Annotated in this window: 13 protein-coding genes, 3 tRNA genes and 3 pseudogenes (1 of these 19 running past the window's edge); 5 read left to right on the top strand and 14 right to left on the bottom strand. The window is 68.5% G+C overall.

Annotated elements, in window-relative coordinates:
• Window positions 1–226: 226 nt before the first annotated feature.
• Window positions 227–3649, bottom strand: coding sequence for a DNA-directed RNA polymerase subunit beta (rpoB, locus tag FrCorBMG51_RS02855; RefSeq protein WP_047221683.1), 3423 nt, complete (start codon window positions 3647–3649; stop codon window positions 227–229).
• A 672-nt stretch (window positions 3650–4321) separates the two neighbouring features.
• Between rpoB and FrCorBMG51_RS27840 the strand changes: the two genes are divergently transcribed.
• Window positions 4322–4621 (top strand): hypothetical protein, encoded by a 300-nt coding sequence (locus FrCorBMG51_RS27840; RefSeq protein ID WP_139342223.1) that lies wholly within the window; start codon window positions 4322–4324, stop codon window positions 4619–4621.
• Between the two features lie 86 nt (window positions 4622–4707).
• On the opposite strand, the gene rplL is transcribed toward FrCorBMG51_RS27840, so the two are convergent.
• The 7 genes and pseudogenes from rplL to FrCorBMG51_RS02820 form a co-directional block, all read right to left on the bottom strand.
• Window positions 4708–5097, bottom strand: coding sequence for a 50S ribosomal protein L7/L12 (gene rplL, locus FrCorBMG51_RS02850; protein ID WP_047221561.1), 390 nt, complete (start codon window positions 5095–5097; stop codon window positions 4708–4710).
• A gap of 240 nt (window positions 5098–5337) precedes the next feature.
• On the bottom strand, window positions 5338–5910 hold the full coding sequence (gene rplJ / locus FrCorBMG51_RS02845; RefSeq protein WP_047221560.1) for a 50S ribosomal protein L10: 573 nt from the start codon (window positions 5908–5910) through the stop codon (window positions 5338–5340).
• Between the two features lie 401 nt (window positions 5911–6311).
• The gene (gene rplA, locus FrCorBMG51_RS02840; protein ID WP_013875125.1) at window positions 6312–7028 is read right to left on the bottom strand and encodes a 50S ribosomal protein L1; all 717 of its coding nucleotides are present in this window, start codon (window positions 7026–7028) and stop codon (window positions 6312–6314) included.
• A gap of 152 nt (window positions 7029–7180) precedes the next feature.
• The gene (gene rplK / locus FrCorBMG51_RS02835; RefSeq protein ID WP_013875126.1) at window positions 7181–7612 is read right to left on the bottom strand and encodes a 50S ribosomal protein L11; all 432 of its coding nucleotides are present in this window, start codon (window positions 7610–7612) and stop codon (window positions 7181–7183) included.
• Window positions 7613–7651: 39 nt separating this feature from the next.
• Window positions 7652–8480: pseudogene (gene nusG / locus FrCorBMG51_RS02830) on the bottom strand (transcription termination/antitermination protein NusG).
• 82 nt (window positions 8481–8562) lie between these two features.
• Window positions 8563–8811, bottom strand: a complete 249-nt coding sequence (gene secE, locus FrCorBMG51_RS02825) for a preprotein translocase subunit SecE (RefSeq protein ID WP_047221559.1) — start codon at window positions 8809–8811, stop codon at window positions 8563–8565.
• Between the two features lie 30 nt (window positions 8812–8841).
• Window positions 8842–8914: transfer RNA gene (locus FrCorBMG51_RS02820), tRNA-Trp, on the bottom strand.
• 476 nt (window positions 8915–9390) lie between these two features.
• Here FrCorBMG51_RS02820 and FrCorBMG51_RS02815 point away from each other — a divergent pair.
• Window positions 9391–10622, top strand: a pseudogene (locus FrCorBMG51_RS02815) (pyridoxal phosphate-dependent aminotransferase).
• A 226-nt stretch (window positions 10623–10848) separates the two neighbouring features.
• Here FrCorBMG51_RS02815 and FrCorBMG51_RS02810 read toward each other — a convergent pair.
• The 5 genes from FrCorBMG51_RS02810 to FrCorBMG51_RS02790 form a co-directional block, all read right to left on the bottom strand.
• Window positions 10849–11277, bottom strand: a complete 429-nt coding sequence (locus tag FrCorBMG51_RS02810; RefSeq protein ID WP_043604055.1) for a MaoC family dehydratase — start codon at window positions 11275–11277, stop codon at window positions 10849–10851.
• 187 nt (window positions 11278–11464) lie between these two features.
• Window positions 11465–11914 carry an FAS1-like dehydratase domain-containing protein gene (locus tag FrCorBMG51_RS02805; RefSeq protein ID WP_013875131.1) on the bottom strand — a complete coding sequence of 150 codons (450 nt, stop codon included), beginning with the start codon at window positions 11912–11914 and terminating at the stop codon, window positions 11465–11467.
• A 311-nt stretch (window positions 11915–12225) separates the two neighbouring features.
• Window positions 12226–12390 (bottom strand): 50S ribosomal protein L33, encoded by a 165-nt coding sequence (gene rpmG, locus FrCorBMG51_RS02800; protein WP_047221558.1) that lies wholly within the window; start codon window positions 12388–12390, stop codon window positions 12226–12228.
• 99 nt (window positions 12391–12489) lie between these two features.
• A tRNA-Met gene (locus FrCorBMG51_RS02795) sits at window positions 12490–12563 on the bottom strand.
• Between the two features lie 83 nt (window positions 12564–12646).
• Window positions 12647–12719, bottom strand: a tRNA-Thr gene (locus FrCorBMG51_RS02790).
• A 217-nt stretch (window positions 12720–12936) separates the two neighbouring features.
• Here FrCorBMG51_RS02790 and FrCorBMG51_RS27835 point away from each other — a divergent pair.
• Window positions 12937–13095: a hypothetical protein gene (locus FrCorBMG51_RS27835; protein ID WP_157180365.1), complete on the top strand. Its 159-nt coding sequence runs from the start codon at window positions 12937–12939 to the stop codon at window positions 13093–13095.
• Window positions 13096–13290: 195 nt separating this feature from the next.
• Window positions 13291–14187, top strand: a pseudogene (locus FrCorBMG51_RS30425) (glycoside hydrolase family 25 protein); the annotation flags it as partial.
• Here the strand turns inward: FrCorBMG51_RS30425 and FrCorBMG51_RS30420 are convergent.
• Window positions 14154–14381 carry a hypothetical protein gene (locus tag FrCorBMG51_RS30420; protein WP_235433260.1) on the bottom strand — a complete coding sequence of 76 codons (228 nt, stop codon included), beginning with the start codon at window positions 14379–14381 and terminating at the stop codon, window positions 14154–14156. The pseudogene FrCorBMG51_RS30425 and the gene FrCorBMG51_RS30420 overlap by 34 nt on opposite strands.
• Here FrCorBMG51_RS30420 and FrCorBMG51_RS30415 point away from each other — a divergent pair.
• A protein-coding gene (locus FrCorBMG51_RS30415) for an LGFP repeat-containing protein (RefSeq protein ID WP_476742090.1) crosses the window boundary here: on the top strand, window positions 14279–14415 show its start. 418 nt of this gene lie beyond the right edge of the window; only the first 137 of its 555 coding nucleotides appear in the window; the start codon lies at window positions 14279–14281; its stop codon lies off the right edge, out of view. The two genes, FrCorBMG51_RS30420 and FrCorBMG51_RS30415, sit on opposite strands and share 103 nt — an antisense overlap.

Genomic DNA, 14415 nt, shown 5'->3' with positions numbered 1-14415 from the left:
GATGGCGGCGGCGGGGGGCGTGGGCCGTCAGTTTGTCCAAGGTCGGCGGGGGTGCCGCGACACGGCCAGTGCCCGGGGGCTACCGGTTGCCGTGTCCTGGCCGTGTGGTCCGCGGCCGCGGCGGCGCGAGGGCGGCGACTCCAGGAAGATCATCGTGATCCCCCACAGCCCCCTGGTCGCGCCGCCTCCGGCCGCTGGCGGTCACCCGGCCGCAGACCACTACTCGTCAGACCTCCTCAACGCTGCTCGGCTCCCGCCGGGACAGGTCAATACCGAGTTCCTCCGCGGCGCGGAAGACGTCCTCGTCGGTGTCACGCATTTCGATGGAAACGCCGTCGCTGGAGAGAACCTCGACGTTCAGGCACAGCGACTGCATTTCCTTGATGAGCACCTTGAAGGACTCCGGGATACCGGGTTCAGGAATGTTCTCGCCCTTGACGATGGCCTCGTAGACCTTGACGCGCCCGAGGACGTCGTCCGACTTGATGGTGAGCAGTTCCTGCAGGGCGTAGGCGGCACCGTAGGCCTCCAGCGCCCACACCTCCATCTCGCCGAAACGCTGCCCACCGAACTGCGCCTTACCACCCAGCGGCTGCTGGGTGATCATCGAGTAGGGGCCGGTCGAACGAGCGTGGATCTTGTCGTCGACCAGGTGCAGCAACTTGAGGATGTAGATGTAACCGACCGCCACCGGATACGGGTAGGGCTCGCCGGTCCGGCCGTCGAAGAGCTCGGCCTTGCCGCTGGCCCCGATGAGCTGGACGCCGTCCCGGTTGGGCAGCGTCGAGGCGAGCAGGCCGGTGATCTCCTCCTCACGGGCGCCGTCGAAGACCGGCGTGGCCACGTTGGTGTTCGGCGGCGCCTGGTCCGCCCGGATGCCGCGCAGCCGCTCCTTCCAGTCCTCGGCACCGCCGTCGACCTGCCACCCGGTCTTGGCCACCCAGCCGAGGTGGGTCTCCAGGATCTGGCCGATGTTCATCCGGCGGGGCACACCGTGCGGGTTGAGCACGACGTCCACCGGGGTGCCGTCGGAGAGGAAGGGCATGTCCTCGGCCGGGAGGATCTTCGCGATGACGCCCTTGTTCCCGTGCCGCCCGGCGAGCTTGTCGCCATCGGTGATCTTGCGCTTCTGGGCGACGTACACTCGGACCAGCTCGTTCACGCCGGGTGGCAGCTCGTCGCCGTCCTCCCGGGAGAACACCCGGACCCCGATGACCTTGCCGGACTCCCCGTGCGGCACCTTCAGCGAGGTGTCGCGGACCTCCCGGGCCTTCTCACCGAAGATCGCACGCAGCAGCCGCTCCTCCGGGGTCAGCTCGGTCTCGCCCTTGGGCGTGACCTTCCCGACCAGCACGTCACCGGGCGAGACCTCGGCGCCGATACGGATGATGCCGCGCTCGTCGAGGTCGGCGAGGACCTCCTCGGCGACGTTGGGGATGTCCCGGGTGATCTCCTCCGGCCCGAGCTTGGTGTCCCGGGCGTCGACCTCGTGCTCCTCGATGTGGATCGAGGACAGCACGTCGTCCTGGACCAGCCGCTGGGAGAGGATGATCGCGTCCTCGTAGTTGTGGCCCTCCCACGGCATGAAGGCGACCAGCAGGTTCTTGCCCAGCGCCATCTCGCCGTTGTCCGTGCAGGGGCCGTCCGCGATGACCTGGCCTGCCTCGACCCGGTCCCCCTCGTCCACGATGGGCTTCTGGTTGATGCAGGTGCCCTGGTTGGACCGGCGGAACTTCGCCATCCGGTAGGTGCGCCGGGTGCCGTCGTCGTGCATGACGGTGATGTAGTCGGCGGAGAGGTCCTCGACCACGCCGGCCTGCGCGCAGACGACGACGTCGCCGGCGTCCTTGGCCGCGCGGGCCTCCATGCCGGTGCCGACCAGCGGCGCCTCACTGCGCAGCAGTGGGACGGACTGGCGCTGCATGTTCGAGCCCATCAGGGCCCGGTTGGCGTCGTCGTGCTCGAGGAAGGGGATCATCGCGGTGGCGACCGACACCATCTGCCGCGGCGAGACGTCCATGTAGTCGACCTCGTCGGGCGGGATGAACTCGACCTCGCCGCCCTTGCGGCGGACCAGGACCCGGTGCTCGGCGAACGACCCGTCGGAGCTCAGCGGCGCGTTCGCCTGCGCGATGACGTGCCGGTCCTCCTCGTCCGCGGTGAGGTAGTCGATCTGGTCGGTGACCCGCCCGGCCACGACCTTGCGGTAGGGCGTCTCGACGAAGCCGAACGGGTTGACCCGCGCGAACGTCGACAGCGAGCCGATCAGACCGATGTTCGGCCCTTCCGGCGTCTCGATCGGGCACATCCGGCCGTAGTGGCTGGGGTGGACGTCCCGGACCTCGAAACCGGCCCGCTCCCGGGAGAGACCACCCGGGCCGAGCGCGGACAGGCGCCGCTTGTGGGTGAGGCCCGCCAGCGGGTTGGTCTGGTCCATGAACTGGGAGAGCTGGCTGGTGCCGAAGAACTCCTTGATGGAGGCGACCACCGGCCGGATGTTGATCAGCGTCTGCGGCGTGATCGCCTCGACGTCCTGGGTGGTCATCCGCTCCCGGACGACCCGCTCCATCCGGGCCAGGCCCAGGCGCACCTGGTTCTGGATCAGCTCACCGACCGTGCGCAGCCGCCTGTTGCCGAAGTGGTCGATGTCGTCCACGTCGTAGGACGAGTCCCTGCCGGCGTGCAGCTGGACGACGTACTCGATCGTGCGGACGATGTCGTCCTCGGTGAGCACTCCGACGTCGTGCGGGACGTCCACCTCGAGCTTCTTGTTCACCTTGTAGCGGCCGACCTTGGCCAGGTCGTAGCGCTTCGGGTTGAAGAAGAGGTTCTCCAGCAGCGTCTGCGCGGACTCGCGGGTCGGCGGCTCGCCCGGGCGCAGCTTGCGGTAGATGTCGAGCAGCGCGTCGTCCTGGCTGGAGGTGTGGTCCTTCTCCAGGGTCACCCGCATCGACGGGAAATCACCGAACCGCTCCAGAATGCGCGCCTCGTCCCAGCCGAGCGCCTTGAGCAGCACGGTCACGGACTGGCGGCGCTTGCGGTCGATACGGACGCCGACGGTGTCCCGCTTGTCGACCTCGAACTCCAGCCAGGCGCCCCGGGACGGAATCACCTTGCAGGAGAACAGATCCTTGTCGGAGACCTTGTCGATGGTCTTCTCGAAGTACACCCCGGGGGAACGCACCAGCTGGCTGACGACGACCCGCTCGGTCCCGTTTATGACGAATGTGCCCTTCGGGGTCATGAGCGGGAAATCGCCCATGAAAACCGTCTGGCTCTTGATCTCACCGGTGGTGTTGTTGGTGAACTCGGCCGTCACGAACATCGGGGCCGAGTAGGTCATATCCTTGTCCTTGCACTCCTCGACGGAGTACTTCGGCGGTTCGAAACGGTGGTCCCGGAACGACAGTGACATCGAACCGGAGAAGTCCTCGATCGGGGATATCTCCTCGAAGACCTCTTCGAGACCCGACGTGACGGGTACGTCGTCACGACCGGCGTCGATGGCTTCCTGGACCCGTTCCGCCCACGCATCACTGCCGATCAGCCAGTCGAAGGACTGGGTCTGCAGGGCGAGAAGATCGGGGACCTCGAGAGGCTCGATGATCTTTGCGAACGAGATGCGGGAGGAGGTAGGCGAGGCGGCCAAGGTGGTCCTTCCGGTGGCCTGATCGTCGGGCTGGTGGCGCTGCGGCTTCCTTGATGCGGCCTCCGGCAACACGGGAGGATTCATGATCGCGTCGCCTTCGGCCTGCTCGAGAACAATCCGACGGAGGGGTGGTCGGGTGATCAGTGTCTCGCTACGGTTGTGGTGACTGTCGGCGGGGGTAGTCCAACAGGGTGCACGGGTGACTCACGAATGCAGGCAGACGCGACACGGGCGTCAGCGAGTAGTCCGTCACGACAGCTTTCGGACGGGGACCTCCGCGTGGGATGGTCGTCCTGTACTGGTGACGTGGCGGCGCTTCGGTGGCGGATTGCGATCAACGGTCTCGCTCGGGTTACCTCGGTCGTGACGTCTGTCTGGACGGTCGCGCCCGGTGGACGCGGCTGCACAGGGACTGAAAGCCGTACGCGGGCTGACACCGTCGCATACCTCGAGGAGCAGTGAGCGCACGACGAAAGGACAGCCCAAACGAGCAGTGTAGCCGATGGCTGCACTGCTGACAAGGCTGGCCGCAAGGCTGAGCTCGAGGCTGGCCGACGGGGGCCGCCCGACGGAAGCTGGTCAGCCGATGCCAGCTGACCGACGCCGTCCGACGGGTGTGGGTCACCGCTTCGGAGATGATGGAACTCCGTCCCGGGTAAGGTCGTCAACCGGTTGCGAGGTAATGAGCGCGAGAAAGCCCGCGGCACGCCCCGGCCGGGCCTGCGTGAGCAGCCCGCGCGCCCGGGCAGGCCGTCCGGCCGCGCGAGGCGGCGCGGCGGGGCTCCCCCACCCGATCCGTCCGCCCGCGACCGGGCCGACAGCCGCGACGACCGGCCCGGTGGCAACCGGCTCGGGCAGACGCTCGGCAGCCCGTTCGACGGGCACCGGCAGCCTCGGCTTTGTTGTCGAGGCAGCCTGACCCACCAGGGCAGCCTGAAGCGTCAGGACGGCCTGAAGCGCCGGGCTGTCTGAAGCGTCAGGACGGCCTGAGCCAACGACGCGGGCCGTTGCCCTCTCGTCTCCACGGAGGGAGAGGGCAACGGCCCGCGGTGTCATGGTTACTTGACGGTGACCGTGGCGCCGGCGCCCTCCAGGGCGGCCTTGGCCTTCTCCGCGGCTTCCTTGGTCGCCTTCTCCAGCACCGGCTTGGGCGCTCCGTCGACGAGGTCCTTGGCCTCCTTCAGCCCGAGGCTGGTCAGCGCGCGGACCTCCTTGATGACCTGGATCTTCTTGTCGCCGACGGACTCGAGGATGACGTCGAACTCGTCCTGCTCCTCGACGGCCGGCGCCTCGGCGGCCGGCCCCGCGGCGTTCGGCGCGGCAACCGCGATCGGCGCGGCCGCGGTCACACCGAAGGTGTCCTCGAACTGCTTCACGAACTCCGACAGCTCCAGCAGCGTCATTTCCTTGAACGCGTCCAGCAACTCGTCAGTCGACAGCTTCGCCATGATGGCGGTCCTTTCATCGTGGTGGATCAGAAAGTCCGGTCGGGCGTACCGCGTCAGCGGGCCGAAAGCACCGCGACTACCGCCCGTCGGGTTACCTGTGGCTACTTGTTGTTACTTGGGGCTACTTCGGACTGCCTGGTTCACGGATCCCGGGGACCGGGACGGCCGGCGCCCGTCGACATCGGCTACCGGCCAGCTGGCCGGATAGCGGGACGTGTCGGGCCACGGGCGGCCGGTGCGCTAGGCGCCCGCTTCGGCCGGGGACGCGTCGGCCGCCGGCTCGGGAACCGCGGACGCCTCCGCCTCCCGCTTGGCCCGCAGCGCCTCGGCCAGGCGGGCCGTCTGAGACAACGGCGCCGCGAACAGGCCGACCGCCTTGGCCAGCGAACCGTTGAGCGCACCCGCGAGCTTGGCGAGCAACACCTCGCGCGACTCGAGATCGGCCAGCTTGCGGATGTCGTCCGCCGACACCGGCCTGCCCTCGACGACGCCGCCCTTGACCACCAGAGCCGGGTTGGCTCGGGCGAAGTCACGCAGGCCCTTGGCCGCCTCGACCGGGTCGCCAGTGACGAACGCGACCGCGGTGGGGCCGACCAGCAGATCGTCCAGGCCGTTGATGCCGACCTGCCCAGCGGCAATCTTGGTGAGGGTGTTCTTGACCACCGCGTACTGTGTGCCCTCGCCGAGCGAACGACGCAGTTCGGTGAGCTGGCTCACCGTCAGCCCGCGATACTCGGTCAGCACCGCCGCGGACGCGCCCCGGAACGAGTCTGCGATCTCCGTTACCGCGGCGACCTTTTCCGGCTTCGCCATCGGGCTCCTTCATGGGGTCTGGCCAGTCGTCCGAAAGGTGCCGCAGACGACGAACGCCCCGGCGCAGGCGCGCGGGGCGTACCGACCGGGACAAAACGATGCCAACCCCGGACAATGCTCCCTCACCTGCGCGGGCCGTCCGGTGGCTCCGGAACCTTCGGCCGCCCCACGAGGGGACGACGACCAGCGGTCTTCGGTTTGGTTCTCAGTGAACAGTTGGTTCTCAGTGAGCAGAATACTCGGGCCTACCGCGATACGAAAAATATGATCGTTCCGCTTTCGGCCTTCGCGTCAAAATGGTACACGGCCTGGAAACCGCGGCCGGCCAGGGAGCGCCATGCGCACCCCGTCCGACCGCGGCCCGCGAGGACCGGTACCGACCGAAGCCGGTACCGCCCGGATCAGGCGACGACATCCTCGAGGAGGTTGCGGGTACGACCCGGGTCGACCAGAATTCCGGGGCCCATCGTGGTCGTAAAAGTGATCTTCTTCAGGTAGCGACCCTTGGCCGCGGCCGGCTTGACCCGGACGATCTCGTCCAGTGCGACGCTGTAGTTCTCGATCAGCTGCTCGTCGGTGAAGGCCGTCTTCCCGATGACGATGTGCAGGTTGCCCTGCTTGTCGACCCGAAAATTGATCTTTCCGCCCTTGATGTCGCGGACGGCCTTGGCGATGTCGAGGGTGACCGTGCCGGTCTTGGGGTTGGGCATGAGCCCGCGCGGCCCCAGGATGCGGGCGATGCGGCCGACCTTGGCCATCTGGTCGGGGGTCGCGACGGTCGCGTCGAAGTCGAGGAAGCCCTCCTGGATCCGCTGCACGAGATCGTCGCTGCCGACGATGTCGGCACCGGCTGCGGTGGCCTCGGCCGCCTTCTCCCCGGCGGCGAAGACCGCCACCCGCGGGGACTTCCCGGTGCCGTGCGGCAGGTTCACGGTTCCCCGGACCATCTGGTCGGCCTTGCGCGGATCCACCCCGAGACGCAGCGCGACCTCGACGGTGGCGGCGTACTTGGTCGTGGAGGTCTCACGGGCCAGCTGGACGGCTTCCAGCGGGGTGTACAGGCGGTCCGGCTCGATCTTCTCGATCGCGGCCCGGTACGCCTTGCTGCGCTTCGTCATGTGTGTCTCCTCGTGGTGATGACGGGCCGGAGCCGCTGCACCACCCGCCCATCCTGGTTGCAGGCACCTTCCAGGACGGGTCGGGCGTGATCGGGCGCCCTCCCACAGTTGTCGCGGTCACGGCCGTCGCAACCTCGCGGCCGGACTGGTCGTCACCCGCTGACGGTGATGCCCATCGACCGGGCGGTCCCGGCGATGATCTTCTCGGCGGCTTCCAGGGTGGTGGCGTTGAGGTCCGGCAGTTTGGTCTGGGCGATCTGACGGACCTGCTCGGCGGTCAGGTTGGCCACCTTCGTCCGGTGCGGAACGCCGCTGCCCTTCTCCACCCCGGCGGCCTTGAGGATCAGCCGCGCCGCCGGCGGTGTCTTGGTGACGAAGGTGAACGAGCGGTCGTCGTACACGGTGATCTCGACCGGCACCACGTTCCCGCGCTGGGACTCGGTGGCGGCGTTGTACTGCTTGCAGAACTCCATGATGTTCACGCCGTGCTGGCCGAGTGCCGGCCCCACCGGAGGTGCCGGCGTCGCCACACCGGCATTGATCTGGAGCTTGATGATGGCGGCGATCTTCTTCTTGGGAGGCATGGTGTCGTTTCTCTCCGAGTTGCTGCTGGTGGGGCGGGTTCAGATCTTCGCGACCTGGTTGAACTGAAGTTCGACCGGCGTCTCGCGGCCGAAGATGGACACCAGCACCTTGAGCCGCTGTGCGTCGAGGTTGATCTCGCTGATGGTGGCCGGCAGGGTCGCGAACGGGCCGTCCATGACGGTCACCGACTCCCCGACCTCGAACTCCTGTACCCGGACCGTCTCGACCTTCTTCTCGCGCGGCGCCGGCGGCGCGAGGATCGAGAGGACCTCCTCCGTGCGCAACGGCGACGGCTTGTTGGTCAGCCCCACGAAGCCGGTCACGCCCGGGGTGTTGCGGACCGCCGACCACGACTGGTCGGTGAGGTCCATCCGCACGTAGATGTAGCCGGGGTACTTCTTCTGCTGCACCAGTTGCCGCTTGCCGTTCTTGATGACCGGGACCTCCTCGGTCGGCACCTCGATCTGGAAGATGTAGTCCTCCATGTTGAGGCTGGAGATCCGGGTCTCAAGGTTCGTCTTGACCTTGTTCTCGTATCCGGCATACGAATGTATGACGTACCACTCGCCCGGAGCGTCCTCCAGTGCCCGCCGGATGTCCTCGGCGTCGTCCTCGTCGTCGGCAGCGGGCTGGTCCGCCCCTGCCGGACCGGTCACGTCCGCCTGGTCCGTCGCGAGGTAGCCGGGAGACGTGTCGGTGCCCGTGGTGCCGTCGCCGCTCTCGCCGGCCTGCGGCAGGGCGCCGGCCNNNNGGCAGGGCGCCGGCCTCCGTACTCGCCACCTCGTCGCGCGCCAGTGCCGCCAGCGGATCGAGACCGTCGAGGGCCTCCCCCTGTTCGGAGGAGACGTGCTCGGGAAACTGGGACACGCGGACGTTCCTTCTCTCTATGACCGTGCTCTGTGAGCTGTGTGGGCCTCGGGGCGACATGAATCCGCGGAATCCGGTCACATCAACCGAAGATGGCCAACACCGCCTTGGTGAGACCGAAGTCCAACGAGGCGACGAAGGCCACCGTGATCGAGCAGAACACGAGCACGACGATCACATAAGTGACCAGCTCGCTCCGGCCCGGATAGACAACCTTCCGAAGCTCGGCGACAACCTCGCGGTAGAACCGCAGTGGCGTCGTGCGACGCCGGCCCGCGGGCCTGGTCGGCCGGCCGGCCCGCGGTGCCGCGTCACGTGTGTCGGTCGCCACTCACTCCACCTACCTGGTCGTCGGATACCGCAGGGGCGACAGGACTCGAACCTGCAACCGCCGGTTTTGGAGACCGGTGCTCTACCAATTGAGCCACGCCCCTTTGCACTGCGGTCGTCCTCGAAGCAGCAGCCGCCGAACAAGATCGAATCCATCAAAAGATCAATCTTGATGGCCGCCCCTGATGACCATCAACCCCTGATGACCATCAGCAGCACTACATACCGGGACGACAGCCCAAGCGCATCCACCATACTCCTACGCAGGCCCGCTTACCTGGCCACCCGGCCCCGGCCCCGGCGGGGATCCGCGGATGCCCGCCGGGGAGCGATCCTGTGACGCGGATTCGACGTCCCGCATCCCCGCGGAACCGGTACAGAACCGGCACGAAGCCGGCACCGAGCCGGGTGCCGGAACCGGGGGTCAGACGGAGGGTGGGTGCCGAAGGTCTTCCTCCAGACGAGGCGGATACCGACCGAAACCGCTGCCGGACTGCCCGCGCACCGACCCTTGTGGCGTCCCGTGGAATCCGAACGGCCCCGGCAATGATCGGGCGGCCAACCCCTGATACGTGGCAGCATGACGGTCATGACCCGGATCTCTCACCGCATCGGCAGCATCGCCCCCTCCGCGACGCTCGCCGTGGACGCGACCGCGAAGGCGCTGCGTGCAGCCGGCCGGGACGTGATCGGCTTTGGTGCCGGCGAACCGGACTTCCCCACCCCCGACCACGTCGTCGCAGCCGCCGAGAAGGCCTGTAGCGACCCGAAGATGCACCGGTACACACCCGCCGCCGGCCTGCCCGAGCTCCGGGAGGCGGTGGCGGACAAGACCCGCCGCGACTCCGGTTTCGACGTCCCCGCCAGCTCTGTGATCATCACCAACGGCGGCAAGCAGGCGGTCTACCAGGCGTTCGCCACCCTGCTCGACCCCGGTGACGAGGTCCTGCTGCCCGCTCCCTACTGGACGACCTACCCGGAGTCGATCCGGCTCGCCGGCGGCGTCCCGGTGGACGTCGTCACCACCCCGGAACAGGGTTACCGGGTGACGGTCGAGCAGCTGGAGGCGGCCCGCACCCCCCGCACCAAGGTGCTGCTGTTCTGTTCGCCGTCCAACCCCACCGGGGCGGTACACACCCCCGAGGAGGTCCGGGCGATCGGGCGCTGGGCGGCCGACGCCGGCCTGTGGGNNNGGCCGACGCCGGCCTGTGGGTGATCGCCGACGAGATCTACGAGCATCTGGTGTACGGCGACGCCCGGTTCGCCTCCCTGCCGGTCGAGGTGCCGGAGATCGCCGACCGCACCATCGTGGTCAACGGGGTGGCCAAGACCTACGCCATGACCGGCTGGCGGGTCGGCTGGCTGATCGGCCCGCCGGACGTGGTGCAGGCCGCCACCAACCTGCAGTCCCACGCCACGTCCAATGTCTCCAACGTCGCGCAGGCCGCGGCGCTGGCAGCGGTGACCGGGCCGCTGGACGCCGTCGTGGAGATGCGCAAGGCCTTCGACCGGCGACGGCTGACCATGCACCGGATGCTCTCCAGCACGCCCGGGGTGGTCTGCCCGCTGCCCGACGGGGCGTTCTACTGCTACGCGTCGGTGGCCGGCGTCCTCGGCCGCACGCTGCGGGGGAAGACCCCGGCCACCTCGGCGGAACTGGCCTCGCTCATCCTCGAGGAAGCGGGGGTGGCGATCGTGCCGGGTGAGGCGTTCGGGACCCCGGGCTACACCCGGCTGTCCTACGCGCTCGGCGACGAGGACCTGGTCACGGGCGTCCAGCGGCTGTCCGACCTGCTGGCCGAGGCACGCTGATCGACGGGCGGGCCGCGTCGCCCGCCCGAACCCGGCCGGCACGGCGTTCGGCCGGCACCCACCCGACGGTGTGTCCGGCAGGCACGGCCGGGCATCCGCAGGCTGCGGCCGGCGGACACACCGTCACCACACCTGTCCGCCCCGTGCCTGCCCCGCCGTGCCTGCCCGGCAGGCCGCAGGCAGGCAGGCGCGAGCGGGCCCGAAAACGGGCTGGGCGAGCGGGGCCTCAGGCGAGTTGGACGGTGGCCCGGGAGGCCAGCAGCACCTTGCTGCCGTCGAACCGCACGGTCAGGTTGACGACCACCCGGTTGTCCTCGAGCTTCTTCTCGACGACGCCGCTGACCACGAGCGTGGCACCGGCGTCGTCGTCCGGCACCGGCACCGGGGAGGAGAACCGGACGCCGTAGTCGACCACGCTGCCGGGGTCCCCCGCCCAGTCGGTGACGAGCCGGGCGGCCGTGGCCATGGTGTACATCCCATGCGCGATCACACCGGGCAGGCCGACGCCCTGCGCCGCCCGCTCGTTCCAGTGGATCACGTTGAAGTCGCCGGAGGCCCCGCAGTAGCGGACAAGGTCCTCCCGGCGGATCCGGAACTCCCGCTCGGGAATCCGGGTACCGACCTCGACGTCGTCGTAGTCGATGATGGCAGGCATGTGAGCGCTCAGCACCCTTCCTGATCCTTGAGGCCGTCAGGCCGGCGGTGTCCTGGGGGCCGGCAGGCCGGTAGCGTCCCCCTTGAAGCCGGTAGCCCGGCAGCGTCCCCGTTGTCCCCTTGAAGCCAACAGGCTGGCAGTGTGCCCTGGGGATCGGCCTACCGGCAGTGCGGCGCGTTTGGGGGCGTCAGGCCGCGGTGCCGCGCGAGGCCAGCGCCGTCCGGGCGGTCGCGACCGGCTCGCCGCCGGTCGTGACGAACTCGTACTCGCTGATCAGCAGCTCGTTGCGCCCGGCCTTGCGGATGTCGGCGATGGTGGCGGAGACGACGAGCTCGTCACCGGCGACGACCGGCCGGCGCAGCGAGTAGCGCTGCTCGACGTGCACCACCAGCGAGTAGTCGAGACCGAGCTGCGGGTCGTGCACCGGCACCACGGGCCGCCAGAGGGCCACCGCCGTCAGGAAGGTGGGCGGCGCTACAAGATCGATATAGCCGGCCGCCTTGGCGGCCTCAAGATCGTGCGAGAGCGGACTGTCATCCTGGATCGCGGTCGCGAACTGCCGGATGTGTTCGCGACCGACCAGGAAGGGAGTGTCCGCGACAAACCTGCGTCCGACAAAGTCCCGATTGAGCGGCACCGCATGCTCCGATCTCGCCGTCCCCGCGGTTGGAACCACCCCGCAGCACCGGGGAACTACAACACTCCCACGCGACAGCCAGCGAGGACAGACGGTTCCAGGACACGACGCGGCGATCACCAACAGTGAAGAGATCAATCCAACGGACTGAACACTAGCCCCGCGCCCCCCGGCCACCGTACCGACAGGCCGTGGCGGCCCGACATCATCGTGGGGGAACCCGCGGGCCCCTGGAAGAACCTTCGGAAGGCAACCTGGAAGACGACGTCACCTGGAGGCCGGCGAGCATCCGGAGGATGTCCGCGACCGGGTCAGCGGGTCTCTCGGTGCTCGGTGTGATGCCGGCAGTTCGAGCAGAACTTGCGCAGCTCCAGACGGTCCGGATCGTTGCGGCGGTTCTTGCGCGTGATGTAGTTGCGGTGCTTGCACACCTGACACGCCAGGGTGATCTTCGGACGGACGTCGGTGGCGGCCACGGTGCTGTGCCTCTTCCTGCAGGTGGGACAAGAACGAACCAGAGCTTGGACGTGCCGGACGACTACGGCGCCGTCCATGGCGGGACGCGACCCGACCGGTAGCGGTGGCCGGATTTGAACCGGCGACACAGCGATTATGAGCCGCTTGCTCTGCCTGGCTGAGCTACACCGCCTGGGTGGACCCACCCCGTCAACTGGCCCAGCCGACGGGGTGATGGCCGGCAACCGCTCACCTGGCTACCGACCGGTTCCACAGAGCCCCTTTACGGAATCGAACCGTAGACCTTCTCCTTACCATGGAGACGCTCTGCCGACTGAGCTAAAGGGGCGAGTACGCGGGCCTTAGGTTACACGACGACGGGGCAGTGCGTGTCGCGGGCCCGATCGCAGTGACGCCGTCCGCGGCCGTCGCCGACGCTCGGCGCCCGCGGGCGCCCCACCCACCCGGCGTCGACACAGCCACCCGGTGGCTCCGCCCGGATCTCCCACGGCCCGCCTGGCCCAGGCGCACGATCCCAGCCGCGCCCGTCCACGGCTGCTGCCCCCATGACCCGCGTGGCATCCACGGCCGCTGCGGCCACCGCGACGACCACGGCCACCGCGGACGCCCGGTCACCTGACGTCCCGGGGCGCGTGCGCGACGGCGCTCGGGAGCCCGCGACCCGGGGTGAACGGATCTTCGTCGCCCGGCGCGATCTGCCCTGACACAGACACCACTCCATGTCACGAAAATGGGCCCGATCGCAAAGATCGCAACTGTGAGTAACGACAAAGTCGACTCACGCACTGCTTACATAGCTGTAAGTAGTTGTTACTTTGCTTAGCGTAGTAGTTGGTCGAGCAAACCTGCCTCTGGGATCACCCGTCGGCCAGCCCCCCCGAACACGCCAGGGAGCTCCCATGCGCATCGCACTCACGCCCGCCTGCCAGACCGGCGCCGGGCCAGGCCGGGCTGTCCGGCCCCACCGGCGCCGGACAGCCCGCCACCGACGGGGCGGCACACGCGGGGCCGTCGTCGTAGCGGCAGTAGCGTTCATCACAGCCACCACCGTCACAGCCATGACCGCGGGCAGCCTTCGGGCGAGCCAGCCTGTAGCGGCGTCCAGCATTCATGATCAGGCTGTTCGTGACGTACAGGCTATTCGTAACGTGGCCGCCACATTCGACCTGCCTGTCCTGGCGGCGGGGACCACGGCCGCCGCCCCCAGGACGGCGGACACAGCCGTGGCCGTATCCGGTGCGGCCGTACCCATCGCGGACCAGTCCGCGCAGACAATCCCGGCTGAGTGGCCGCGAGGTATCGACATCTCGTCATGGCAACATCCCGCTGGCGCACAGATCGACTGGAACGCGGTCCGCTCGGCCGGCGTCACCTTCGCCATCGTCAAGGCGACCGAGGGCATGACCTACACCAATCCGTATTTCGCCCTCGACCGCCTGCGTGCCCTCCAGACGGGCCTGGTCGTCGGCGCGTACCACTACGCCCGGCCCGTCCTGCCGATCACGACCGCGGTCGAACAGGCCGACCGATTCCTCGCCACCACCGGTCTCACCCGGTCCAACGGTCATCTGGCCCCCATCCTCGATCTCGAGGCCGACGGAAGCCTGTCGGCCGACCAGCTCACCGCCTGGACCCGCGCCTTCCTGGAGGAGATCGAGACGAGAACCGGACGCACTCCCATCCTGTACACCTACCGGTCGTTCTGGACCGACACGATGAAGAACACCACGTCATTCTCCCGCTACCCACTGTGGTTCGCCATTTACAACGGGAGCTCGTCATCGGGTTCCCTGCCCGGCGGCTGGCAGAAGTGGGCGATGTGGCAGTTCACCTCCTCCGGGAGCGTTCCCGGCATCACCGGGAACGTCGACATGAACGCCGTCTGCTGTGGCGTCGACGCGCTGGCCGCCAGTGCCGACGGGCGGATCAGCGAGATCGACCGGCGGTACGGCTCCGACTCCCGCGTGCGCTCGGCGCTGGGGACCGCCATCCGCGACGAGGAACCCGCCGGTGGCGGCGGACGG

The organism is Protofrankia coriariae (assembly GCF_001017755.1).
Classification (GTDB): Bacteria; Actinomycetota; Actinomycetes; order Frankiales; family Frankiaceae; genus Protofrankia; species Protofrankia coriariae.
Note: the sequence above shows the minus strand (reverse complement) of the source record. Positions and strands in the feature narration are given on the sequence as shown.

Excerpts from the sequence above, each read along its gene's own strand:
- rplL (WP_047221561.1), bottom strand. The coding sequence starts at position 5,097 with ATGGCGAAGCTGTCGACTGACGAGTTGCTGGACGCGTTCAAGGAAATG.
- rplJ (WP_047221560.1), bottom strand. The coding sequence starts at position 5,910 with ATGGCGAAGCCGGAAAAGGTCGCCGCGGTAACGGAGATCGCAGACTCG.
- rplA (WP_013875125.1), bottom strand. The coding sequence starts at position 7,028 with ATGACGAAGCGCAGCAAGGCGTACCGGGCCGCGATCGAGAAGATCGAG.
- rplK (WP_013875126.1), bottom strand. The coding sequence starts at position 7,612 with ATGCCTCCCAAGAAGAAGATCGCCGCCATCATCAAGCTCCAGATCAAT.
- FrCorBMG51_RS02810 (WP_043604055.1), bottom strand. The coding sequence starts at position 11,277 with ATGCCTGCCATCATCGACTACGACGACGTCGAGGTCGGTACCCGGATT.
- FrCorBMG51_RS27835 (WP_157180365.1), top strand. The coding sequence starts at position 12,937 with ATGACCCGCGTGGCATCCACGGCCGCTGCGGCCACCGCGACGACCACG.
- FrCorBMG51_RS30420 (WP_235433260.1), bottom strand. The coding sequence starts at position 14,381 with ATGGCGGTCCCCAGCGCCGAGCGCACGCGGGAGTCGGAGCCGTACCGC.